Origin of the sequence: Escherichia sp. WS1152, from assembly GCF_046487665.1 — a bacterium.
Classification (GTDB): domain Bacteria; phylum Pseudomonadota; class Gammaproteobacteria; order Enterobacterales; family Enterobacteriaceae; genus Escherichia; species Escherichia coli.
In genome coordinates this window covers 144,656-166,534 of sequence record NZ_JBJQJA010000009.1, presented here as the reverse complement: position 1 = coordinate 166,534, position 21,879 = coordinate 144,656, and the positions used below count along the sequence as shown (strand labels likewise).

Here is a 21,879-nt window from a genome sequence, read left to right as displayed (position 1 = left end):
GTTAATATCTCACAACAAATTGAAATTAACAATCTCATTTCAAAAGAGAAAAAAAAGCCACCTTTATCCAGGAGCGTATAAACTTCATTCTTTTCTGAAGCCTTGTTCTAGGTTGTTTTTTTTCCGATGTTAATAGTCTTTCACTTTCAAGATGACTATTAAACTCATTTAAAATAGGATGTAATATTATTTCGTCTAAATAAAACTCTTTTATAATATTATGTTGATGCATTAACTTCCAGCTATCAGCTCGATAGGTGCCATAATCCTTTGTCAATTTGAGCAACTTTTGTGCCATATCTTTATTCATCAAATATGAACATGTACGCCGAATTTTATTTTTATTGAAATTAACACGCCGAAAAGTACAAGTACTTACCTTAACTTTACTAAAAAGGCTTTGCCCCAATACCGGATAATCATGTAATCCTTTCTGTCCTCCAAGCAAATACAAATTATTATGTTTTAACTTGTCTTTTTCAGAAAGATTAAAATATTGCAGAAATTTTTTAAATTTCTCATTGACGATAACATCATCCTCGAGAATGACTGCCCATTCTATATTTTTATCTATCATATCCTGATATATAAGTTGATGACTTAATGTACAAGCAATTTCTCCATCAGTCATTTCTGCGCCGACACCACTTAATCTCATTTTATCAATAATTTCTTTATTTTGAGGGTCTTTAGCATCTATGGCATCAAAAAAATCAAAATTAATATTTAATCGATGAAAAACATCATTTATTTTATTTCTTCGCTCAATATCTCTTTTAAGTGAGACAATATAAATGGGCAAGTTCATTAAAAAATCTCTGGATGATTAATCTTAATAATTATTTGGAAAAATGCTTACGCGCTATTTTCTTACTATAATAGAGCATGAAATAGTAAAATGAAGATGCAATATTACCATTTCTTTTCAAATGTCTGGATTTCACTTGATACTGCTTTTCATTCGTGGCTGGAATAAACGCCACATCATTCCAGCAAGAAGCCTGATAAGCCTCATTAAAATACTTCTGGCAGGGATAATTCGTCCAGTCGTTCCAGGGCTTCGTTACGCCAACATAATGAATCAGCTTAGTATCATCGGTAATGGTCTTTTTATAATCTTCATCGCTTTTATTTTTTAACTCATAGTCAATGCCATAAAAGCAATCATAATCGCCGCTAATAAAAATACAATGACCAAAGAACAGAATATTTAAAATATCCTGATCAAGGCATTTATATTTCGTGTGCTGCGGGTCACTTGCCAGCATAGCAATGGCTTTATTCATAAAATCATTTTTCGCCCATGCTTCAAGCTGCAGATATACTACACCGGCGTTGAAATAATTCCCTGGAAGTCCCTCTATAGCCAGACGCTTCGCTGGTTTTTCCTGCATAAAAGGCACATCTTTAATAACAGCCGCGAACTTATCGCCATCAAAATTAATATCAAGCAATCCAGCTAATGAGCCTTTACAGATGACATCAGCATCGATATATAACAGATTTTCAATAGTTTCACTCAGATACTGGAACGCAACTAAGCGGAAGAATGTTGCATAAGACCACTGTTTCAGGCTGGGGAAGATATCAATAAAGGCACTGGATACTTTATAAATTCTTACTTCAACGTTAGCATTTTTGCTGGTAAAAGCATTAACACGTTGTAGATAATCTTCATCAATGTAGTCGGTAAAGAGATGAAACTTAACCGCAAGGTCCGGGTTATGCATAACAACTGATTGCATAGATACTGCCGCACCAAATAAAAAGTTACGGTCAATACCGTAAGCGATATTTAACACACGATCGGTGTTAGCAATTTCCCCAGAGACAGCGACTTCAGTAATACTCTCAGCTAATAAATCCATGTTGGTTCCGTTTTGACTGTGTGGTTTACGCTTTGCCTTTTAATTTTTTAATAAATTTGCGTAGTTTGGTTCTGTAGATTACTGAATAGTAGCCATAATCTTTTATTTCGTTGACAATACCCAGGTGACGTTCCATGGCCAGACGATCACGAGCTTTACGCTCTGCCGTACAGCTTTTACCGGATAGGTCAATTATCCTGACACCATCTTTACTAACGATAAAGTTACCCCGGTGTGGGTCGCCCGATAGCATATTTAAGGCATGCAATTTTTCCATTGAAGCCTTAATTTCTGCTTTAACATTTTCTGGAATAATCGGCATATCATTGAGCTCTACGCCCTCGACATACTCGATAAGCATGATAAAAACACTGGCATAGTTGAAAATTTTACGCTCAGCCAGAAAATAAAAATCATTAGGAAAAGTAAGACCTGCACTTCTGACACGATCGGTTTCAACGATCAAATTCTGATAGTAGTCACCTTTTACAAAAGATTTTAAAAAACGTTCATTCCTTTTCGTTTTCGGAGCAAAGACTTTAAAAACATAGCGACCATATTTCGTATCAATCAAAGATACTTTGGTATCATCAATATTACGTAATACTTTTACTGTTTTAAAATTATAGGCCAGTATTTCATCAAAGATTTCTTTATATTTATTATCATTATCTTTGTAATAAAATGAGAAGCCGCGATAACGTATACTTGTAATCATAAGAGTAATTTATTTCTTAAGCTTGTACTTAATTAATGAAGTTATGCCTTTTATATACTCACCATGGGCAAACAGATGCTTATATTGTTTCTGCATTTCTGCAACAGTCCGCGCCTCTTTAAGAGGATATTTCTTCCAGGGAGATTGTTCACGCGCGATATTAAAGTATGATGCAGACGGATATCCAGCCCAGCTATGCCATGGTTTAGTTATCCCTGTATAGTGAATCAACACTGTTTTATCGGTAATGGTTTGCTGATACTTTCGATGACTACGATCATAAAGTTCGTTTTTCAGGGTATAAATAGTATCAAAATCCTTCGCAAGGTAGATATTATTCATATTAAATGCGATATTCAACGCATCCTGATCTAAATATTTAAGAGAGCCATATTTAGTTTCCCCTCGTAAAAGTTTGAGTAAATACGGTGTCAAATTTGCTTCATGCCATTTTTTAAGATTGACATAGATAACGCCTGCATTGAAATAACGTCCATTCATTTCGGGAATGTTGAGGCGTTTTGCACATGCCGCCTGAGTACTATCATTGTCAGGAATGACCGCAGCAAACTCATCTTTAAATATAATTTCTGTGAGAGGTTTCAGGCTTCCTTTACAAACAACATCGGCATCCAGATACAGCAGTGTGGAAATACTTTCACTCAGATATTCAAAAGACAATACCCTGAAGTATGTCGCGTACGACCAAAACTGTGACGTCGGCAGATCAGCAAAGTATTTGGGGTCAATTAAATATACAATAATTGAGGTATTAAATTGTTTTGCTGTTTCATTAAATGACTTTAAATAATCATCATCCACATAATCAGTGAAAACATGAAAGACAAAATTAATATCTGAATTATTAATCAAAACGGAAGAAATTGAAACGCCAGCACCATACAAAAAATTCTTATCGATACCGTAGGAAACATTTAGCTCTGGGGCGTTTTCTTTTTTATTATCTGCTAAATACGAAAACCGTTCTTTTATAAATTCATTCATTTAACTTTCCTCAATTTCATTTTATTATCTTTAAATAAAAATAATAAATATAATTCATTATCCCGTTAATTGGTTTGTTTTGTTTAAAATTATGCTTGGCGCAATAACGAGCATAGTTTGAGTTAACTGGCCGCATTAACGGTTCATTTTTCCAGGGCGATGCTTCTTTGGCTTTGATAAAAGGTTGCGCACTTGGATAACCGGCCCAGTAATGCCAGGGTTTTGTCGGGCCGACATAATGAATTAATACGGTTTCATCATTAATTGGACAAACAAATGATTTTTTTAATTCATAATTTAAACTAAATTGCGTATTGTATTTAGCATCAATGAATTTAACTTTCCCTAACAGGATAAGATTAAGGATATCTTGATCCATATAGGTTAAACGGGAAACGATGGCTTTATCAGCAAGCATCGACATCGCTTTAGCAGAAACGGACTCCTGCGCCCACGCTAGTGTATTAATTAACAGGACACCTGAATTAAAGTAACCCTTTTCAAGTTCATTACACTGCAGACTTTGACCCCGTAACGACCACCAGTTAGCATCGCGTTCAGTAACAACAGCAGCAACGTTATTGGCAAGATCCATTGTTATCAGCGGCTTTAAGTTTCCCTGACAGGCGATATCAGCATCCAGGTAAAGGATCTTATCTTGTTGATCAATAAAGTAATCTGCAATTACAAAACGGAAATACATGGCAATAGACCAATTTTTGGTCGTCGGTAATGCCTTAAGCCGTTCACAATTTACTAGATGGATCTGGATACAGGTACGATAGCTTTTCGCCAATTGGGCTAAACGCTGGATATCGGCTTCAGGGATATCATCAATAAAAACGTGGAAAACAAAACTCACGTCGTTGTTATGTAACAAAACTGACGTGATTGAAACACCACAACCAAAAAGAAAGTTTTTATCAATGCCATAAGCAACATGGAATGATGATGCCACTGACGCCGCTGGCCTTTCATCGAAGATGATTGTCTTATTGATCATCTCTTGTGGATTAAAATAGTGGGCACTCATATTTCTCTCCGGAAATTACAACGATTTTCGAATCGTTCTTTCCCTGATTTTTGTGGCTTTTGCTTCTGCTTGCGACAGCAGTCCTTGTTCCTGCTTGAGAATGTCTTTAAGCGGGGCGGCAAAATACACTTTCATAAACCGCCAGATATCCCGCTGAGTCAGGCCGATATTCATTGAAGAAAAATAAAGCCCTATAAGATCTTTATCGCGCCAACGACGTGGAACGCGCGTGCGAAGCTGCGCCCGGTGTAGGTCAATTACCGAAATTTTTAACTCCTCTTCCTTACCGGAAAAAGGCAAGTGCAGCAGGAAATGACAGATATAACAGTCACGATGGTTAATGCCCGCAGCATGCATATCGCGCACCATCGTCGCGACACGCTTAATAAGCATACGCTTTACGCGAACATCTGGTGGGTTGGTCGCCCAGTCAGCACAGTAATCTTCCAGACTGATGGTTGGTGTCAGATCTTCGGTAATAATAAACGAGGTTCTGGTCAGCGGATTCATGCCTTTTTCGCCGAATGCCACCCCATACATAGTATCAACGCCGACATCCCGCAGTCGATGAATCGCATTCCATTCGCGGTCTGCGCCTAATACTGGCATCCGCAATGAGAGTAAATTTTTGATTATCTCTTTCAGGGTCGTGCCGCGATGCCATTTGAGAAAATAGCTTTTGCCCGCCATTTCAAAGCGCAGAGTACGGCGAGTTTCCAGTTCACGAAATACCTCACCCTGCAAGGTTTTAACTTCCTCAAAAGGATCTTTACCGCGCCATAACGTGGCAAACGGCTCTTTAAGTTCAACCATCCAGACCACCCGTTATGATATCCGCCGCTTTCTCTGGCAGACTGTATAAATCTTGTGTATCAGCATAATGTCGCGCATTTTCCGCCCAGGCCTGGCGCAATGAAGATTGCGTTAACGCTTTGCGTAAAATCTCATTCAATGTTTCCTGGCGGAATGGCTCAGCAATAGCCTCGCCGCAATTGGCGTCGACAATATAATGCGCATAGCCACAAACGGCTGTTGTTAGTACCGGTAATCCTGCAGTAATCGCTTCCAGCAGCACAATTCCCGCCGCTTCCTGGTAGGCAGGATGCAGTAATAAATCCGCCGCCGCCATTAATTCCGAGACATCATTGCGCCCCGAGAAAAAGTGAACATTACTGCGCACGCCGCGTTTTTCTGCCAGCGCCTCAAATTTTCGCGGTTTATCCTGCCCAACAACATATAGCAATGTGTTGTGGCGCAGCGAATCCGGTAACGAAGCAAGTGCTTCAATGGAACGATCGACACCTTTACGCGTGAAGTCTGAACCGACCTGCAACAATAAATATTGTTGTTCGGTTATTCCATTCTTCTTACGGAAGATTTCACGGCTATTGGCTGGCTGCTGGCTATATTTACGATCAGGATAAATCCCCGGTGGCAGAATATGAAAACGCTCCGCTTCAGTCTGATAATGTTTCTGGAAATCGGCGATTTGCTTATCTGTCAGCATCAGCAACTGTGTCGGCTTACCCTGTTCGAAGGTTGCCCGCTCAAAGGCGGCATAATGGCGATAACGTGACGTCAGGCGATAGAAAAAGCCTTTTTCCTGCGCTACTTTCTCGGCATAACAAACATCAGCGGCATAATAAACGTCCAGCCCCGGCATTTTGTTGAATCCAACGACTTTATCGACGGGATGTTCGCGTAAATGTTTTTGCACCCAGGCAAAATACTCCGCATTGCGCCCGTGATTGGTATGCGATTTAACCGGCACTTTGATCAGTTCAAATACATCAGGGCATTCGCCTTCCCACGACTGGGTATAAACCCGAACATGATGACCTCGGGCGGCGACTGTCTGAGCAATACGCATAAAATCACGCTGCAAACCGCCAAAGGGAAAATATTTATATAAACAAAAAGCAACGATCATAACGACGTACCTGTCGTGGAGGAGGGCAGTAATTTATCGACAGCAGCAATGACATCTGCCGCCGGAATAACCGAAAGATACATCTCATTTCGGTCACGCTGATCGCGCGTTGGCATTTCCCGGTAATCTCCCGCCCAGAATTGAATCATGTTATTTGACCAGGGACGCCAGAAAATATGATCTGTCGCACCAAACAGCGATATCAGCGGCGTATTAACTGCAGCGGCAATATGCGCCGGTGCGGAATCAACGCCAATAAACAGCTGCGCATGATCGATTAACGCACCAAGTTCCGGGAAGGTCACCTTTCCAGCCAGCGCCGTTACTGGTGGCGTCTGGCATCCCTGCGCAATTTCATTGACGCAGGCCAGATCGTCTTTATCTGGGCCGGACGTCAGAACGACTTCATAACCACGAGCATGTAAGGCATCAATCACAGCGGAAAACTTGGCGTTGTCCCAGCATTTGAAGATTTGCCGCGCCGTAGGTTGGATAACCACATAATTTTGTCCAACACCAGCGTGATCAAGTTCGCGACGCATACGTTTCCAGCTTGCAGGCGGGTAACTCATGGTTGTCTGCTTCACCAACGAATCAAGTCCCAATGGTGTCAGCACGGATAAGTTACTTTCCACCACATTTCCACCCTGCAACGGCACCAAATGGGTGAAACTTTTACGCCAAAAAGCAGACTGCCGATGATGATAATCCTGGGAAATTTTCACACGAGCATTTAATAAGCGAACCAGTATAGCAACCATCCATTGATCGGTAAGATTGACGATAAGGTCATACTTATTGGCACGTAATACCTTGATGAGATGAAAAAAGTTGGCAATTTTTTCTGAGGCTTTTGCTTTTTTATTTTTTATGCCGTAGAGCGCGTTAATCTCTGGATTTTCAGACAGGATCGGGATGGTGTCCTGATAAAGCAGCACATCGATTTTTGCGTCAGGGTAATTTTTTTTCAGCGAACTAATGACGGGAGTAGTTAATAACATATCCCCATGAAAACGCATCTTAATGAGCAAAATTCTTCGAAATGGCTTATCCACAAGTAACTCTTTTTGTTGAGATTATCCGATTAAGGTGAAGCAGAAAAAGCACGCTACCGCCCCAGGCTCAACAGCTACCTGAATACTGATACCGCACTGATATTGACGCGCTAGTGTATCACTTCTTTCGCGGCAATCCGACCCGAATGATTTTTAAGCACATTGTTGATTTTCAATAAAGAAATCAATCAAATAAAATCATTAGCAACCATATTCTTTCACTGTTGCTCTGCGATTCCTTCCTGCACGTACAGCAGAAATCAATGAATCGCATAAAAATACAAAAAAAGTATAGATGTTCAGCAAGAATTGGCGGGTAAATTGCTATTTAAGTCAAAAACGGGAAAAGTAATGGTAAAGCCACAGCTAAATACATAGAATCCCCAGCACATCCATAAGTCAGCTATTTACTATGCTCGAATTGCTTTACACCGCCCTTCTCTACCTTATTCAGCCGCTGATCTGGATACGGCTCTGGGTGCGCGGACGTAAGGCTCCGGCCTATCGAAAACGCTGGGGTGAACGTTACGGTTTTTACCGCCATCCGCTAAAACCAGGCGGCATTATGCTGCACTCCGTCTCCGTCGGTGAAACTCTGGCGGCGATCCCGTTGGTGCGCGCGCTGCGCCATCGTTATCCTGATTTACCGATTACCGTTACAACCATGACGCCAACCGGTTCGGAGCGCGTACAATCGGCTTTCGGGAAGGATGTTCAGCACGTTTATCTGCCGTATGACCTGCCCGATGCGCTCAACCGTTTCCTGAATAAAGTCGACCCCAAACTGGTGTTGATTATGGAAACCGAACTATGGCCTAACCTGATTGCGGCGCTACACAAACGTAAAATTCCGCTGGTGATCGCTAACGCGCGACTCTCTGCCCGCTCGGCCGCAGGTTATGCCAAACTGGGTAAATTCGTCCGTCGCTTGCTGCGTCGTATTACGCTGATTGCTGCGCAAAATGAAGAAGATGGTGCACGTTTTGTGGCGCTGGGCGCAAAAAATAATCAGGTGACCGTTACCGGTAGCCTGAAATTCGATATTTCTGTAACGCCGCAGTTGGCTGCTAAAGCCGTGACGCTGCGCCGCCAGTGGGCACCACACCGCCCGGTATGGATTGCCACCAGCACTCACGAAGGTGAAGAGAGCGTGGTCATTGCCGCACATCAGGCATTGTTACAGCAATTCCCGAATTTATTGCTCATCCTGGTACCCCGTCATCCAGAACGCTTCCCGGATGCGATTAATCTTGTCCGCCAGGCTGGACTAAGCTATATCACACGCTCTTCAGGGGAAGTCCCCTCCACCAGCACGCAGGTTGTGGTTGGCGATACGATGGGCGAGTTGATGTTACTGTACGGCATTGCCGATCTCGCCTTTGTTGGCGGTTCACTGGTTGAACGTGGTGGGCATAATCCGCTGGAAGCTGCCGCACACGCTATTCCGGTATTGATGGGGCCGCATACTTTTAACTTTAAAGACATTTGCGCGCGGCTGGAGCAGGCAAGCGGGCTGATTACCGTTACCGATGCCACTACGCTTGCAAAAGAGGTGTCCTCTTTACTCACCGACGCCGATTACCGTAGTTTCTATGGCCGTCATGCCGTTGAAGTACTGTATCAAAACCAGGGCGCGCTACAGCGTCTGCTTCAACTGCTGGAACCTTACCTGCCACCGAAAACGCATTGAGGTTGTTATGCAAAAACGGGCGATTTATCCGGGTACTTTCGATCCCATTACCAATGGTCATATCGATATCGTGACGCGCGCCACGCAAATGTTCGATCACGTTATTCTGGCGATTGCCGCCAGCCCCAGTAAAAAACCGATGTTTACCCTGGAAGAGCGTGTGGCGCTGGCACAGCAGGCAACCGCGCATCTGGGGAACGTGGAAGTGGTCGGGTTTAGTGATTTGATGGCGAACTTCGCCCGTAATCAACACGCTACGGTGCTGATTCGTGGCCTGCGTGCGGTGGCGGATTTTGAATATGAAATGCAGCTGGCGCATATGAATCGCCACTTAATGCCGGAACTGGAAAGTGTGTTTCTGATGCCGTCGAAAGAGTGGTCGTTTATCTCTTCATCGTTGGTGAAAGAGGTGGCGCGCCATCAGGGCGATGTCACCCATTTCCTGCCGGAGAATGTCCATCAGGCGCTGATGGCGAAGTTAGCGTAGCGTTTATGCCGGATGGTATGCCATCCGGCGCGCATGAATTACTTCTGGCACTGCCGACAATAAAACGTTGCCCGCTGCGCATGTTTAGTCGCCACAATCGGCGTACCGCACACCCGACACGGCTCGCCTTTTCGCCCGTAAACCTGCAATTCCTGTGCGAAATAGCCCGGTTTACCATCACTTTGCAGAAAATCTTTCAGCGTTGTACCACCCTGCTCAATCGAACGCAGCAACACCGCTTTAATCACCCGAGCTAACAATTCACACTCTGCCAGCGACAGTGATGACGCCAGCCGATCCGGATGGATCCCCGCCGCAAACAGTGATTCGCTGGCATAGATATTCCCTACCCCTACCACCAGCTTGTTATCCATCAGCCACGGTTTAATCGCCGTTTTTTTCTTCGCGCACTTCTGATGCAGATACTCACCATTGAAATCGTCGCTAAGCGGCTCCGGTCCAAGATGAGCCAGCACGTTGTGCCCTTCCAGCTCTTTGGTCCACAGCCAGGCACCAAAGCGGCGCGGATCGGTGTAGCGCAGCACTTTGCCGTTGCTCATCACCAAATCCACATGGTCATGCTTTTCAGGGGGAAGTTCTTCTGGAAGGATGCGCAGGCTGCCAGACATCCCCAAATGAATGATAATCCAGCCCTCAGGCAGCTCCAGCAGCAGATATTTAGCCCGCCGCTGCACGCTAAGCACTGGTTGGTCGCTTAAACGGTAGATCTCTTCTGAAACCGGCCAGCGCAAGCGTCCGTTGCGCACCACCGCATGAAGAATGGTTGCACCAACGAGATGCGGTTCTATGCCGCGGCGGCTGGTTTCAACTTCGGGTAATTCAGGCATAGCATCTCCAGGAATGAACAGATGCAGTCAATATGGGGGCAAGCAGATAACAAAAAACCCCGCCGGAGCGAGGTTTTTTGTTACATCAAAGCGAGAATTATTTGATTTTCGCTTCTTTGTAGATCACGTGCTGGCGAACAACTGGATCGAATTTTTTCAGTTCCAGTTTTTCCGGCTTAGTACGTTTGTTCTTCGTAGTGGTATAGAAGTGACCAGTACCAGCAGAAGAAACCAGCTTGATTTTCTCACGAATACCTTTAGCCATGATTTATTTCCTCTAAGTACTTAGTACTTTTCGCCACGGGCACGCAGTTCAGCCAGAACTGTATCGATGCCTTTTTTATCGATTACACGCATACCTTTAGCAGATACGCGCAGGGTGACAAAACGCTTCTCGCTCTCAACCCAGAAACGGTGAGAGTGCAGGTTCGGCAGGAAACGGCGTTTAGTCGCGTTCAGTGCGTGGGAACGGTTGTTACCGGTCACCGGACGCTTGCCAGTAACTTGGCAGACTCGGGACATGTCTATTCTCCAAAAATCAAATTAGCTCGAGCTTCGTATGGGGTATTGGCGCCTCGTCAGGCTTTACAGCCCGGTCATCGCAGTTCTATGTGAACTCTCGATTGCCAGGCCCAAATGCCAAACCCGAGATTCTCAAAGGTGGCGTAGTATACGCTGACTCAGCGATGTGCTCAAGTCCCGAACAGACAAAGATCCCGAAGGATCGCGCATAGCGGGTTAAATCCAGCCGCGTTCGGCAAAAGAAACATACTCTCCACGCCCAATCACGATATGGTCGAGCACGCGTAAATCCATGAACTGACAACTCTTTATTATCCGTTCAGTAATGAGTTTATCCGCTTTACTGGGTTCAGCACAACCCGAAGGGTGATTATGTGCAAGGATCAGCGCCGAGGCGTTTATTTTTATCGCTTCGCGGATAATTTCCCGAGGATGGACTTCAACATGGTTTAGCGTGCCGGAAAAAAGACGGCTATGCGTTATAACCCGGTGTTGGGAGTCGAGAAAGATCACCATAAAGATCTCCCGCTCCTCACCCGTGAGCTGGCTTTGTAAAAATTCCCTCGTCATCTCCGGGCTGAGTAAAGGGCTTTCTTCACGCATCCGCACGTTGTAGTAACGCCGCGCCAGTTCAGCAATCCCCTTTAACTGGGCAAATTTCGCCACGCCAATTCCATGAACGCCACTAAATTGTTCATATTCAGAGGTTAACAAGCCATAAAGAGAGCCGAAATTCTCCAGCATCTCTTTTGCCAGGGTTAATACATCTTTACCGCGCGTTCCGGTACGCAGAAATAGCGCCAGCAGCTCGACATCCGTTAAGGCGCTAATACCAAACTTCAGCATTTTTTCGCGCGGCATCAACAGCTGTGAATTGTTTTTCACCTTCACCTCCTTTGTGGTGCTCGCATCCTGTCATAGCCGTTCCGTTAAATCGACGGCCAGTTTTCAATCCTGGAAAGCGCCTCGCAAAGTGATTCTCAGGTGAAGGCACGACAACAAAAGTATTGTGATAAAATCGCCAACTTCTGGTGTCACCCAACAGGAAAAATCATCATGAGCCTGGCCGGTAAAAAAATCGTTCTCGGCGTTAGCGGCGGTATTGCTGCCTATAAAACCCCTGAACTGGTGCGTCGTTTGCGCGATCGCGGGGCCGACGTCCGCGTAGCCATGACCGAAGCGGCAAAAGCCTTTATCACCCCACTTAGCTTGCAGGCGGTTTCTGGTTATCCCGTTTCCGACAGTCTGCTGGACCCGGCAGCCGAAGCCGCTATGGGCCATATTGAGCTGGGTAAATGGGCTGATTTAGTGATTCTCGCCCCTGCCACGGCAGATTTGATTGCCCGTGTTGCTGCCGGAATGGCGAATGACCTGGTATCGACGATTTGTCTGGCTACACCTGCGCCTGTAGCCGTGCTCCCCGCCATGAACCAGCAGATGTACCGTGCCGCTGCCACGCAGCATAATTTAGAGGTGCTTGCTTCCCGTGGTTTGCTCATCTGGGGGCCAGACAGTGGCAGTCAGGCTTGTGGTGATATCGGTCCTGGGCGAATGCTCGATCCGTTAACCATTGTGGATATGGCGGTAGCGCATTTTTCGCCCGTCAACGACCTGAAACATCTGAACATTATGATTACCGCCGGCCCGACGCGTGAACCGCTCGATCCCGTGCGTTATATCTCTAATCACAGCTCCGGCAAGATGGGTTTTGCTATCGCCGCCGCCGCTGCCCGTCGTGGCGCGAACGTCACGCTGGTATCAGGTCCGGTTTCACTACCGACGCCACCGTTTGTTAAACGTGTTGATGTGATGACCGCGCTGGAAATGGAAGCCGCCGTGAATGCTTCTGTACAGCAGCAAAATATTTTTATCGGCTGCGCCGCCGTGGCGGATTATCGCGCAGCTACCGTGGCCCCAGAGAAAATCAAAAAGCAGGCCACGCAGGGTGATGAATTAACAATAAAAATGGTTAAAAACCCCGATATCGTCGCAGGCGTTGCCGCACTAAAAGACCATCGACCCTATGTCGTTGGATTTGCCGCCGAAACAAATAATGTGGAAGAATACGCCCGGCAAAAACGTATCCGTAAAAACCTTGATCTGATCTGCGCGAACGATGTTTCCCAGCCAACTCAAGGATTTAACAGCGACAACAACGCATTACACCTTTTCTGGCAGGACGGAGATAAAGTCTTACCGCTTGAGCGCAAAGAGCTCCTTGGCCAATTATTACTCGACGAGATCGTGACCCGTTATGATGAAAAAAATCGACGTTAAGATTCTGGACCCGCGCGTTGGGAAGGAATTTCCGCTCCCGACTTATGCCACCTCTGGCTCTGCCGGACTTGACCTGCGTGCCTGTCTCGACGACGCCGTAGAACTGGCTCCGGGTGACACTACGCTGGTTCCGACCGGGCTGGCGATTCATATTGCCGATCCTTCACTGGCGGCAATGATGCTGCCGCGCTCCGGATTGGGACATAAGCACGGTATCGTGCTTGGTAACCTGGTAGGATTGATCGATTCTGACTATCAGGGCCAGTTGATGATTTCCGTGTGGAACCGTGGTCAGGACAGCTTCACCATTCAACCTGGCGAACGCATCGCCCAGATGATTTTTGTTCCGGTAGTACAGGCTGAATTTAATCTGGTGGAAGATTTCGACGCCACCGACCGCGGTGAAGGCGGCTTTGGTCACTCTGGTCGTCAGTAACACATACGCATCCGAATAACGTCATAACATAGCCGCAAACATTTCGTTTGCGGTCATAGCGTGGGTGCCGCCTGGCAAGTGCTTATTTTCAGGGGTATTTTGTAACATGGCAGAAAAACAAACTGCGAAAAGGAACCGTCGCGAGGAAATACTTCAGTCTCTGGCGCTGATGCTGGAATCCAGCGATGGAAGCCAACGTATCACGACGGCAAAACTGGCCGCCTCTGTCGGCGTTTCCGAAGCGGCACTGTATCGCCACTTCCCCAGTAAGACCCGCATGTTCGATAGCCTGATTGAGTTTATCGAAGATAGCCTGATTACTCGCATCAACCTGATTCTGAAAGATGAGAAAGACACCACAGCGCGCCTGCGTCTGATTGTGTTGCTGCTTCTCGGTTTTGGTGAGCGTAATCCTGGCCTGACCCGCATCCTCACTGGTCATGCGCTGATGTTTGAACAGGATCGCCTGCAAGGGCGTATCAACCAGCTGTTCGAGCGTATTGAAGCGCAGCTGCGCCAGGTATTGCGTGAAAAGAGAATGCGTGAGGGTGAAGGTTACACCACCGATGAAACCCTGCTGGCAAGCCAGATCCTGGCCTTCTGTGAAGGTATGCTGTCACGTTTTGTCCGCAGCGAATTTAAATACCGCCCGACGGATGATTTTGACGCCCGCTGGCCGCTAATTGCCGCGCAGTTGCAGTAATATGACGCCGGATGACTTTTCATCCGGCGAGTTTCTTTAAACGCCAAACTCTTCGCGATAGGCCTTAACCGCCGCCAGATGTTCCGCCATTTCCGGCTTCTCTTCCAGATAGGCAATCAGATCTTTCAGGGTGATGATAGAGATCACTTTGCAGTTGTAATCACGCTCAACTTCCTGAATCGCCGAAATCTCGCCGCGCCCCCGTTCCTGACGATCAAGCGAAATCAATACGCCAGCAAGCGTCGCGCCATTAGCCTGAATAATCTCCATCGATTCGCGAATCGCCGTTCCGGCGGTGATCACATCATCTACCAGCATTACGCGTCCTTGTAACGCGCTACCAACCAGATTGCCGCCTTCACCGTGGTCTTTTGCCTCTTTGCGGTTAAAGCAGTACGGCAGGTCAAGGTCATGATGCTCCGCCAGCGCCACGGCGGTAGTGGTCGCAATCGGGATCCCTTTGTAAGCAGGGCCAAACAGCAGATCGAACTCAATGCCAGAATCCACCAATGCTTCAGCGTAAAAACGGCCTAACAGTGCCAGGTCGCGCCCGGTATTAAACAGCCCGGCGTTGAAGAAATAGGGGCTTTTGCGCCCGGATTTCAGCGTAAACTCGCCAAACTTTAACACCTGCTTGCTAAGCGCAAATTCAATAAACTGGCGCTGATATGGTTTCATGCCTTCGCTCCTCATCTTACTTTTCTACAGACAAAAAAAAGGCGACTCATCAGTCGCCTTAAAAATCAGTTTGCCAGCGCCGCCTTCTGCGTCGCTACAATGGATTCGATTCCCCCTCGGGCCAGCGCCAACAAGGTGAGTAGCTCTTCATGGGTGAACGGCTCGCCTTCTGCCGTCCCCTGCACTTCAATGATGCGCCCGTCTTCGGTCATCACTACGTTCATGTCGGTCTCTGCGGCTGAGTCTTCAACGTATTCCAGATCGCAAATTGCTTCACCGTTTACAATACCGACAGAAACTGCGGCTACCATCCCTTTCATCGGGTTGGTTTTCAGCTTGCCGTTTTCCACCAGCTTCTGTAGCGCATCTGCCAGCGCCACGCAGGCACCCGTAATCGACGCGGTACGCGTGCCACCATCAGCCTGAAGCACGTCGCAGTCCAGCGTAATGGTGAACTCACCCAGCGCTTTCAAATCTACTGCCGCGCGAAGAGCACGGGCGATCAGACGCTGGATTTCCATTGTGCGTCCACCCTGCTTACCTTTCGCCGCTTCACGAGCGTTACGGGTGTGGGTAGAACGTGGCAGCATGCCGTACTCTGCGGTGATCCAGCCCTGGCCCTGACCTTTCAGGAAGCGCGGCACGCCTTCTTCAATAGAGGCGGTACACAACACTTTGGTATCGCCAAATTCGACCAGCACCGAGCCTTCTGCATGTTTTGTATAGTTACGAGTCAGGGTAACGGGACGCACCTGATTATTGCTACGGCCTGCTGGACGCATATTGAAATCTCCGGCTTGAAACAAATGTGGCTGCGCATTATACGGACTTCCGGCGGTTATTCCTATCCTGACAAGGCATCGATGGCTATAATCCTTCCACCTCTCCTTTTATAAACAGGAACGTCTATGATCCGCAGTATGACCGCCTACGCCCGGCGTGAAATCAAGGGTGAATGGGGGAGCGCAACCTGGGAAATGCGCTCGGTAAACCAGCGTTATCTGGAAACTTACTTTCGTCTGCCGGAGCAGTTCCGTAGCCTTGAACCTGTCGTTCGCGAGCGTATTCGTTCTCGCCTGACGCGCGGTAAAGTGGAATGTACCCTGCGCTATGAGCCAGATGTTAGCGCGCAAGGTGAGCTGATCCTCAACGAAAAACTGGCTAAACAGCTGGTAACTGCCGCGAACTGGGTAAAAATGCAGAGTGACGAAGGGGAAATCAACCCGGTTGATATTCTACGCTGGCCGGGCGTGATGGCAGCCCAGGAGCAGGATCTTGACGCCATTGCCGCTGAAATTCTCGCGGCGCTGGATGGTACGCTGGACGACTTTATTGTCGCGCGCGAAACCGAAGGTCAGGCACTGAAAGCATTGATCGAGCAGCGTCTGGAAGGCGTCACCGCCGAAGTGGTCAAAGTCCGCGCCCATATGCCGGAAATCCTGCAATGGCAGCGTGAGCGTCTGGTCGCGAAGCTGGAAGATGCTCAGGTTCAGTTGGAAAACAACCGTCTGGAGCAGGAGCTGGTTCTGCTGGCACAACGAATTGACGTTGCCGAAGAACTGGACCGCCTGGAAGCGCATGTCAAAGAGACCTACAACATTCTGAAGAAAAAAGAAGCCGTTGGTCGTCGTCTGGACTTTATGATGCAGGAATTCAACCGCGAGTCGAACACTCTTGCGTCGAAGTCTATCAATGCCGAAGTGACAAACTCCGCGATTGAGCTGAAAGTGTTGATTGAGCAGATGCGCGAGCAGATTCAGAACATTGAATAACTCGTAACGCCAATTCTTACTTTTCAGCCTTCACAAATGCCGCCCACTCAAACAGAGCGGCATTTTTCTTCCCCGCAACTTCAATTCTGTTTTGCGTGCCTGCTCCAGATTTTGCGATGTTTTTTTGCCCAGCACACTGAGAACGTGAGATACTCACAACTGTATATAAATACAGTTACAGATTTACTTTCTTTGCAATCGATATCACATGGAGTGGGCAATGAACGAACATCATCAACCTTTTGAAGAAATACGGCATTATGGCACTGAAGGGCAAGAATTTTGGTCAGCTAGAGAATTGGCACCGTTACTGGATTATCGGGACTGGCGCAATTTTCAAAAGGTACTGGCCCGCGCGACTCAAGCGTGCGAAGCCAGCAATCAAGCTGCATCTGACCATTTCGTTGAAACCACCAAAATGGTTGTATTAGGTTCAGGGGCTCAACGAGAACTTGAAGATGTTCATCTCTCCCGCTATGCCTGTTACCTGGTAGTACAAAACGGCGACCCTGCGAAACCGGTTATTGCGGCAGGGCAAACTTATTTTGCTATCCAGACCCGACGGCAGGAGCTGGCTGACGATGAAGCTTTCAGGCAACTTCGTGAAGACGAAAAGCGTCTTTTTCTGAGAAATGAATTGAAAGAACATAACAAACAATTGGTTGAGGCAGCGCAGCAAGCTGGGGTAGCGACAGCTATCGATTTCGCCATATTTCAGAATCATGGTTACCGGGGGCTGTATGGTGGATTAGATCAGAAAGCTATTCATCAGCGGAAGGGGCTGAAAAAGAATCAGAAGATCCTGGATCATATGGGTTCAACAGAACTGGCGGCTAATCTCTTTCGAGCTACCCAAACAGAAGAAAAACTCAAGCGGGATGGCGTGAATTCAAAACAGCAAGCAAACACCACACACTTTGACGTGGGTCGCAAGGTGAGGCAAACCATTCAGGAACTTGGCGGAACCATGCCTGAGGAGTTGCCGACCCCGCAGGTCAGCATCAAGCAGTTGGAAAACAGTGTAAAAATTACAGAGAAGAAATAGCAGAAACTAAAAACTCTTTTTGTTGATTGAGACACCCGATGCGTAAGCCAAGGTCCAGGTGCAGTGAACACAATGGCTAAATATTGCACCTTTCTTTTCCCCCCTCAGTTTTAACCTATTTTTTCTTATGCATTTTCTCAGACAAGAAGTCAGAAGAATGCATCTCTGCTACAGAAAATAGCGATTTCACATAACTACAAGTTATCAATTTCCCCTCACCTTAAAAAATCTCAATCGTGACAATGCGCACAAATCGCTACCCTGCCAGACAGATTTTTAGGGAGAGAACCATGCTGTTACACATTTTGTATTTGGTTGGCATTACTGCCGAAGCCATGACGGGGGCGCTGGCGGCCGGACGACGGCGCATGGATACATTTGGCGTAATTATTATTGCGACCGCCACCGCAATTGGCGGAGGGTCAGTGCGCGATATTCTGCTGGGCCACTATCCGCTCGGCTGGGTCAAACACCCGGAATATGTGATTATCGTCGCTACCGCCGCAGTACTCACCACTATCGTTGCTCCTGTAATGCCTTACCTGCGCAAAGTGTTTCTGGTGCTCGATGCGCTCGGACTGGTGGTCTTTTCTATCATCGGGGCACAGGTTGCACTGGATATGGGGCACGGCCCAATTATTGCCGTTGTCGCGGCGGTAACCACCGGCGTGTTTGGCGGCGTTTTGCGCGATATGTTCTGTAAACGCATCCCACTGGTATTCCAGAAAGAGTTGTATGCCGGTGTCTCATTTGCCTCCGCCGTGCTGTACATCGCGCTGCAACACTATGTTTCTAATCATGATGTGGTAATTATCTCCACCCTGGTATTCGGCTTTTTTGCCCGCTTACTGGCGCTACGCCTTAAGCTGGGATTACCGGTCTTTTACTACAGCCACGAAGGACACTAAGGTTCAAAACCTGTGATCTGCTGGGCAGCCAGCCAACTGCCCAGCTTCTTGATTTGCGCATTTTCCTTCCATTCAATAACCTGTCTGGCGCGCCCCGATCCAGTGCCCGGCAGCTGCTGCCAGAACTGCTCCGTGCTAAATAAAAGTTGCGACCAGGACCGTTCATCACTGGCATTAAGCGCCGCCCGGGTTAGCGGTATTCCCATTGCCATCACCCAGCGAGTAAAAGGCTGCTTACGAGCCAGATTAAACTGATGCCATAGCTGCGCACTTTTACTTTTCGCGATCCCCGGCGTGTTCTGTAATTGCTCTGGCGTTAATAAAAGCCAGGAAAAGATATGCTCAAAGCGATGAGTCTGATGCAGCGCGCGCCAGCCGGCCTCACCAATGCCATCCAGCCCAAGAACCTGTTTTGCCCCCAGCCAGACTAAGCGTGAAATGAACTGTTCCTGACAAACATCAGAAGCAAAGTAGCAGGTCAACGAGTTAAAGCGGTTTTCTGGCGGTGTCGGTTTTGTACGTTCTGCACCGCGCCACACCACATCATCAATGCGAGGAATACCCTGACCGGCAAGGCTGACGAGAATCTGATCACCAGGCGCAATATCCCACTCCTGCCAGCGCCTGACGGAACCAATATTCACCCGCTGGACTTTTTTATCATCCAGCATGACAGGTGCGAGTGACGCAACCACCGATATTTTACCGCTCTTACCCACCGCAAACTGAATTGCCTTCACTTCGGCAACCTGAGCTACAGGTTGATATTTCCAGGCCACCAGCCACTCTGCCTGGCCCGGTAGCCAATGGCGGGATTCTGGCTCTTTCGCCGCTCGTACAACTACGCCATCGGTGACGAAGGGTAATTCCGCTTTCCACCACTCATTGCGTACGCGCGCAACTTCATCAGCATTTTTCACCGCACGGGTATACGTCTGCGTTAGAGTAAAACCTGCGGTAGCCAGCTCTTTTAAACGATCAGACATTAACTGCGGTCCATCCGGCCATGCCCAGACAAAAACGCCCAGAGAATTCAGCGTGTCGCTATCGTCCTGGCGCATCATCAAGCCAGCAACTTTTGCGCGGGCATTTATTCCCCCCATTTGTTGTTGGATATGCCCCTCGCGCTGGAGAAATATTTCCCCCTGAAGCGTACTGTTGGCTAAAGGCCCGCTAACGGTTTGCGGCACAGCGGAAATTAAGCTAACTTTCTGCGTCCAGTCCTCGCCTTTCAGGCCATTACCGCGACTGATTGCTTTGTTCAGTTTCCCGTCCCGATAAACCAGGGTTACCGCAACGCCATCAACTTTTGGCTGCACCCAAAGATCGCTACGTTCTCGCATCCACAGACTTAATGCGTTTTTATCCACCATTTTGCGTACACCCGTATGGGCAACCGGATGCATAACCGCACCATTTAAAGGCGGCATCATCACGTCGCGGGGCTCGCTCCCAAAGCAGCGTTGCCACTGCGTAAGACGGGCGCTTAACTGATCGTAAACACCGTCTTCCACCTCACTTTTTCCTTCCTTCCAGTAGTCATCGTCCCACTGTTTTATTTGCTGTTGCAGGCGGGAAATTTCTTCCTGTGCTCTGGCTGGCGACCAGGCCGGACAGACCGCCCACACAGATGATTGCCAGCACAAGATACTTATTAATATCGCCATCCATACTTTCATCATCACCTCCGCTGTAGGTAGTCAGGCAGATATACAACGTGATGAAAGCAAAGCCGAGTGGCAAAAACGGAGTCTGCGAGGACGCTTCCTGAAAATCGTCTTTATTGCAGTGAATGACAGGCAAATGCGGAAGCAGCTACGCAAAACGCAACAACTTTGCGCAAAAAGTGTGAGCAAGGGCTACGTCACATGGCCGCGCCGTGTATAATAAGCTCGTATGTAGGCTTTATTTCGCTAATCACATACGAAAGATACTCATGGCTCAAGGCACGCTTTATATTGTTTCTGCCCCCAGTGGCGCGGGTAAATCCAGCCTGATTCAGGCTTTATTAAAAACCCAACCGTTGTATGACACCCAGGTTTCTGTTTCACACACCACACGCCAACCGCGTCCTGGTGAAGTCCACGGTGAACATTATTTCTTTGTTAATCATGATGAATTTAAAGAAATGATTAGCAGAGATGCGTTCCTCGAACACGCAGAAGTTTTTGGTAATTACTATGGCACTTCGCGTGAGGCCATTGAGCAAGTACTGGCGACCGGTGTCGATGTTTTTCTCGATATCGACTGGCAGGGCGCGCAGCAAATTCGCCAGAAGATGCCGCACGCGCGGAGTATCTTTATTTTACCGCCGTCTAAAATTGAACTGGACCGCCGTCTACGCGGTCGCGGTCAGGACAGCGAAGAGGTCATTGCAAAGCGTATGGCGCAAGCTGTTGCAGAAATGAGCCATTACGCCGAATATGATTACCTGATTGTGAATGATGACTTCGATACCGCGTTGACCGATTTGAAGACCATTATTCGCGCCGAACGTCTGCGCATGAGCCGCCAAAAGCAGCGTCATGACGCTTTAATCAGCAAATTGTTGGCAGACTGAACCTGATTTCAGTATCATGCCCAGTCATTTCTTCACCTGTGGAGCTTTTTAAGTATGGCACGCGTAACTGTTCAGGACGCTGTAGAGAAAATTGGTAACCGTTTTGACCTGGTACTGGTCGCCGCGCGTCGCGCTCGTCAGATGCAGGTAGGCGGAAAGGATCCGCTGGTACCGGAAGAAAACGATAAAACCACTGTAATCGCGCTGCGCGAAATCGAAGAAGGTCTGATCAACAACCAGATCCTCGACGTTCGCGAACGCCAGGAACAGCAAGAGCAGGAAGCCGCTGAATTACAAGCCGTTACCGCTATTGCTGAAGGTCGTCGTTAATCACAAAGCGGGTC

The 21,879-nt window shown here is 47.5% G+C and carries 25 protein-coding genes; 10 read left to right on the top strand and 15 right to left on the bottom strand.

The window, feature by feature from the left end:
* Positions 1 to 34: 34 nt before the first annotated feature.
* The 8 genes from ACJHW7_RS15950 to rfaQ are packed head-to-tail and all read right to left on the bottom strand — an operon-like array spanning position 35 to position 7,609.
* Positions 35 to 808, bottom strand: coding sequence for a glycosyltransferase family 25 protein (locus ACJHW7_RS15950; protein ID WP_001626263.1), 774 nt, complete (start codon positions 806 to 808; stop codon positions 35 to 37).
* 31 nt (positions 809 to 839) lie between these two features.
* Positions 840 to 1,868, bottom strand: coding sequence for a glycosyltransferase family 8 protein (locus tag ACJHW7_RS15945; protein ID WP_001469522.1), 1,029 nt, complete (start codon positions 1,866 to 1,868; stop codon positions 840 to 842).
* A gap of 25 nt (positions 1,869 to 1,893) precedes the next feature.
* Positions 1,894 to 2,586, bottom strand: a complete 693-nt coding sequence (gene rfaY / locus ACJHW7_RS15940) for a lipopolysaccharide core heptose(II) kinase RfaY (protein ID WP_000633089.1) — start codon at positions 2,584 to 2,586, stop codon at positions 1,894 to 1,896.
* Between the two features lie 9 nt (positions 2,587 to 2,595).
* Positions 2,596 to 3,591 (bottom strand): glycosyltransferase family 8 protein, encoded by a 996-nt coding sequence (locus ACJHW7_RS15935; protein ID WP_001001720.1) that lies wholly within the window; start codon positions 3,589 to 3,591, stop codon positions 2,596 to 2,598.
* Between the two features lie 16 nt (positions 3,592 to 3,607).
* Positions 3,608 to 4,624 carry a lipopolysaccharide 3-alpha-galactosyltransferase gene (gene waaO, locus ACJHW7_RS15930; protein ID WP_001272734.1) on the bottom strand — a complete coding sequence of 339 codons (1,017 nt, stop codon included), beginning with the start codon at positions 4,622 to 4,624 and terminating at the stop codon, positions 3,608 to 3,610.
* 15 nt (positions 4,625 to 4,639) lie between these two features.
* Complete coding sequence (rfaP, locus tag ACJHW7_RS15925) at positions 4,640 to 5,437, bottom strand: lipopolysaccharide core heptose(I) kinase RfaP (RefSeq protein ID WP_001295235.1); 798 nt, start codon at positions 5,435 to 5,437, stop codon at positions 4,640 to 4,642.
* Positions 5,430 to 6,554: a glycosyltransferase family 4 protein gene (locus ACJHW7_RS15920; protein ID WP_000634246.1), complete on the bottom strand. Its 1,125-nt coding sequence runs from the start codon at positions 6,552 to 6,554 to the stop codon at positions 5,430 to 5,432. Before ACJHW7_RS15920 ends, rfaP begins: the two co-directional genes overlap by 8 nt.
* Complete coding sequence (gene rfaQ, locus ACJHW7_RS15915; RefSeq protein WP_000360402.1) at positions 6,551 to 7,609, bottom strand: lipopolysaccharide core heptosyltransferase RfaQ; 1,059 nt, start codon at positions 7,607 to 7,609, stop codon at positions 6,551 to 6,553. The genes ACJHW7_RS15920 and rfaQ overlap by 4 nt, the downstream gene beginning before the upstream one ends.
* A 412-nt stretch (positions 7,610 to 8,021) precedes the next feature.
* Here rfaQ and waaA point away from each other — a divergent pair, with 412 nt between their 5' ends.
* Together waaA and coaD are read left to right on the top strand one after the other, a co-directional pair.
* Complete coding sequence (gene waaA, locus ACJHW7_RS15910) at positions 8,022 to 9,299, top strand: lipid IV(A) 3-deoxy-D-manno-octulosonic acid transferase (RefSeq protein ID WP_000891564.1); 1,278 nt, start codon at positions 8,022 to 8,024, stop codon at positions 9,297 to 9,299.
* 7 nt (positions 9,300 to 9,306) lie between these two features.
* Positions 9,307 to 9,786: a pantetheine-phosphate adenylyltransferase gene (gene coaD, locus ACJHW7_RS15905; protein WP_001171866.1), complete on the top strand. Its 480-nt coding sequence runs from the start codon at positions 9,307 to 9,309 to the stop codon at positions 9,784 to 9,786.
* Between the two features lie 38 nt (positions 9,787 to 9,824).
* Here coaD and mutM read toward each other — a convergent pair whose 3' ends face one another.
* The 4 genes from mutM to radC form a co-directional block, all read right to left on the bottom strand.
* The gene (mutM, locus tag ACJHW7_RS15900; RefSeq protein WP_001114533.1) at positions 9,825 to 10,634 is read right to left on the bottom strand and encodes a bifunctional DNA-formamidopyrimidine glycosylase/DNA-(apurinic or apyrimidinic site) lyase; all 810 of its coding nucleotides are present in this window, start codon (positions 10,632 to 10,634) and stop codon (positions 9,825 to 9,827) included.
* 97 nt (positions 10,635 to 10,731) lie between these two features.
* Complete coding sequence (gene rpmG / locus ACJHW7_RS15895; protein WP_001051798.1) at positions 10,732 to 10,899, bottom strand: 50S ribosomal protein L33; 168 nt, start codon at positions 10,897 to 10,899, stop codon at positions 10,732 to 10,734.
* A gap of 20 nt (positions 10,900 to 10,919) precedes the next feature.
* The gene (rpmB, locus tag ACJHW7_RS15890) at positions 10,920 to 11,156 is read right to left on the bottom strand and encodes a 50S ribosomal protein L28 (protein WP_000091955.1); all 237 of its coding nucleotides are present in this window, start codon (positions 11,154 to 11,156) and stop codon (positions 10,920 to 10,922) included.
* A 216-nt stretch (positions 11,157 to 11,372) separates the two neighbouring features.
* Positions 11,373 to 12,041, bottom strand: coding sequence for a RadC family protein (gene radC / locus ACJHW7_RS15885; RefSeq protein WP_001298959.1), 669 nt, complete (start codon positions 12,039 to 12,041; stop codon positions 11,373 to 11,375).
* A gap of 171 nt (positions 12,042 to 12,212) precedes the next feature.
* On the opposite strand from radC, the gene coaBC reads away from it, so the two are divergent.
* From coaBC to slmA, 3 genes are all read left to right on the top strand, one after another.
* Positions 12,213 to 13,433: a bifunctional phosphopantothenoylcysteine decarboxylase/phosphopantothenate--cysteine ligase CoaBC gene (gene coaBC / locus ACJHW7_RS15880; protein ID WP_000050139.1), complete on the top strand. Its 1,221-nt coding sequence runs from the start codon at positions 12,213 to 12,215 to the stop codon at positions 13,431 to 13,433.
* The gene (gene dut, locus ACJHW7_RS15875) at positions 13,411 to 13,869 is read left to right on the top strand and encodes a dUTP diphosphatase (protein ID WP_000976070.1); all 459 of its coding nucleotides are present in this window, start codon (positions 13,411 to 13,413) and stop codon (positions 13,867 to 13,869) included. Before coaBC ends, dut begins: the two co-directional genes overlap by 23 nt.
* Before the next feature lie 106 nt (positions 13,870 to 13,975).
* Positions 13,976 to 14,572, top strand: coding sequence for a nucleoid occlusion factor SlmA (gene slmA, locus ACJHW7_RS15870; RefSeq protein WP_000818601.1), 597 nt, complete (start codon positions 13,976 to 13,978; stop codon positions 14,570 to 14,572).
* A 36-nt stretch (positions 14,573 to 14,608) separates the two neighbouring features.
* Here the strand turns inward: slmA and pyrE are convergent, their stop codons facing one another.
* Together pyrE and rph are read right to left on the bottom strand one after the other, a co-directional pair.
* Complete coding sequence (pyrE, locus tag ACJHW7_RS15865) at positions 14,609 to 15,250, bottom strand: orotate phosphoribosyltransferase (RefSeq protein ID WP_000806177.1); 642 nt, start codon at positions 15,248 to 15,250, stop codon at positions 14,609 to 14,611.
* 65 nt (positions 15,251 to 15,315) lie between these two features.
* Complete coding sequence (gene rph, locus ACJHW7_RS15860) at positions 15,316 to 16,032, bottom strand: ribonuclease PH (protein WP_001247089.1); 717 nt, start codon at positions 16,030 to 16,032, stop codon at positions 15,316 to 15,318.
* A gap of 126 nt (positions 16,033 to 16,158) precedes the next feature.
* Here rph and ACJHW7_RS15855 point away from each other — a divergent pair, with 126 nt between their 5' ends.
* From ACJHW7_RS15855 to ACJHW7_RS15845, 3 genes are all read left to right on the top strand, one after another.
* Positions 16,159 to 17,022: a YicC/YloC family endoribonuclease gene (locus ACJHW7_RS15855; RefSeq protein WP_000621336.1), complete on the top strand. Its 864-nt coding sequence runs from the start codon at positions 16,159 to 16,161 to the stop codon at positions 17,020 to 17,022.
* Between the two features lie 220 nt (positions 17,023 to 17,242).
* Complete coding sequence (gene dinD, locus ACJHW7_RS15850; protein ID WP_001411731.1) at positions 17,243 to 18,067, top strand: DNA damage-inducible protein D; 825 nt, start codon at positions 17,243 to 17,245, stop codon at positions 18,065 to 18,067.
* Positions 18,068 to 18,357: 290 nt separating this feature from the next.
* Complete coding sequence (locus tag ACJHW7_RS15845) at positions 18,358 to 18,975, top strand: trimeric intracellular cation channel family protein (protein WP_000924289.1); 618 nt, start codon at positions 18,358 to 18,360, stop codon at positions 18,973 to 18,975.
* On the opposite strand, the gene ligB is transcribed toward ACJHW7_RS15845, so the two are convergent.
* Entirely contained in the window at positions 18,972 to 20,654 is a 1,683-nt protein-coding gene (gene ligB / locus ACJHW7_RS15840; protein ID WP_000870047.1) for an NAD-dependent DNA ligase LigB, read from the bottom strand. The two genes, ACJHW7_RS15845 and ligB, sit on opposite strands and share 4 nt — an antisense overlap.
* Before the next feature lie 257 nt (positions 20,655 to 20,911).
* Between ligB and gmk the strand changes: the two genes are divergently transcribed.
* Both gmk and rpoZ read left to right on the top strand, forming a co-directional pair.
* Complete coding sequence (gmk, locus tag ACJHW7_RS15835; protein ID WP_001295237.1) at positions 20,912 to 21,535, top strand: guanylate kinase; 624 nt, start codon at positions 20,912 to 20,914, stop codon at positions 21,533 to 21,535.
* 54 nt (positions 21,536 to 21,589) lie between these two features.
* A complete protein-coding gene (gene rpoZ / locus ACJHW7_RS15830; protein WP_000135058.1) occupies positions 21,590 to 21,865 on the top strand; it encodes a DNA-directed RNA polymerase subunit omega in 276 nt (91 codons plus the stop codon).
* The last annotated feature ends 14 nt before the right edge of the window (positions 21,866 to 21,879 follow it).

Coding starts and splice junctions, on each gene's coding strand:
- ligB (WP_000870047.1), bottom strand. CDS start 20,654: ATGAAAGTATGGATGGCGATATTAATAAGTATCTTGTGCTGGCAATCA.
- ACJHW7_RS15950 (WP_001626263.1), bottom strand. CDS start 808: ATGAACTTGCCCATTTATATTGTCTCACTTAAAAGAGATATTGAGCGA.
- ACJHW7_RS15945 (WP_001469522.1), bottom strand. CDS start 1,868: ATGGATTTATTAGCTGAGAGTATTACTGAAGTCGCTGTCTCTGGGGAA.
- dut (WP_000976070.1), top strand. CDS start 13,411: ATGATGAAAAAAATCGACGTTAAGATTCTGGACCCGCGCGTTGGGAAG.
- rfaP (WP_001295235.1), bottom strand. CDS start 5,437: ATGGTTGAACTTAAAGAGCCGTTTGCCACGTTATGGCGCGGTAAAGAT.
- waaA (WP_000891564.1), top strand. CDS start 8,022: ATGCTCGAATTGCTTTACACCGCCCTTCTCTACCTTATTCAGCCGCTG.
- pyrE (WP_000806177.1), bottom strand. CDS start 15,250: ATGAAACCATATCAGCGCCAGTTTATTGAATTTGCGCTTAGCAAGCAG.
- slmA (WP_000818601.1), top strand. CDS start 13,976: ATGGCAGAAAAACAAACTGCGAAAAGGAACCGTCGCGAGGAAATACTT.
- mutM (WP_001114533.1), bottom strand. CDS start 10,634: ATGCCTGAATTACCCGAAGTTGAAACCAGCCGCCGCGGCATAGAACCG.
- waaO (WP_001272734.1), bottom strand. CDS start 4,624: ATGAGTGCCCACTATTTTAATCCACAAGAGATGATCAATAAGACAATC.
- rpmG (WP_001051798.1), bottom strand. CDS start 10,899: ATGGCTAAAGGTATTCGTGAGAAAATCAAGCTGGTTTCTTCTGCTGGT.
- ACJHW7_RS15845 (WP_000924289.1), top strand. CDS start 18,358: ATGCTGTTACACATTTTGTATTTGGTTGGCATTACTGCCGAAGCCATG.
- ACJHW7_RS15935 (WP_001001720.1), bottom strand. CDS start 3,591: ATGAATGAATTTATAAAAGAACGGTTTTCGTATTTAGCAGATAATAAA.
- rpoZ (WP_000135058.1), top strand. CDS start 21,590: ATGGCACGCGTAACTGTTCAGGACGCTGTAGAGAAAATTGGTAACCGT.
- gmk (WP_001295237.1), top strand. CDS start 20,912: ATGGCTCAAGGCACGCTTTATATTGTTTCTGCCCCCAGTGGCGCGGGT.
- rfaY (WP_000633089.1), bottom strand. CDS start 2,586: ATGATTACAAGTATACGTTATCGCGGCTTCTCATTTTATTACAAAGAT.
- dinD (WP_001411731.1), top strand. CDS start 17,243: ATGAACGAACATCATCAACCTTTTGAAGAAATACGGCATTATGGCACT.
- rpmB (WP_000091955.1), bottom strand. CDS start 11,156: ATGTCCCGAGTCTGCCAAGTTACTGGCAAGCGTCCGGTGACCGGTAAC.
- coaD (WP_001171866.1), top strand. CDS start 9,307: ATGCAAAAACGGGCGATTTATCCGGGTACTTTCGATCCCATTACCAAT.
- ACJHW7_RS15855 (WP_000621336.1), top strand. CDS start 16,159: ATGATCCGCAGTATGACCGCCTACGCCCGGCGTGAAATCAAGGGTGAA.
- ACJHW7_RS15920 (WP_000634246.1), bottom strand. CDS start 6,554: ATGATCGTTGCTTTTTGTTTATATAAATATTTTCCCTTTGGCGGTTTG.
- rph (WP_001247089.1), bottom strand. CDS start 16,032: ATGCGTCCAGCAGGCCGTAGCAATAATCAGGTGCGTCCCGTTACCCTG.
- coaBC (WP_000050139.1), top strand. CDS start 12,213: ATGAGCCTGGCCGGTAAAAAAATCGTTCTCGGCGTTAGCGGCGGTATT.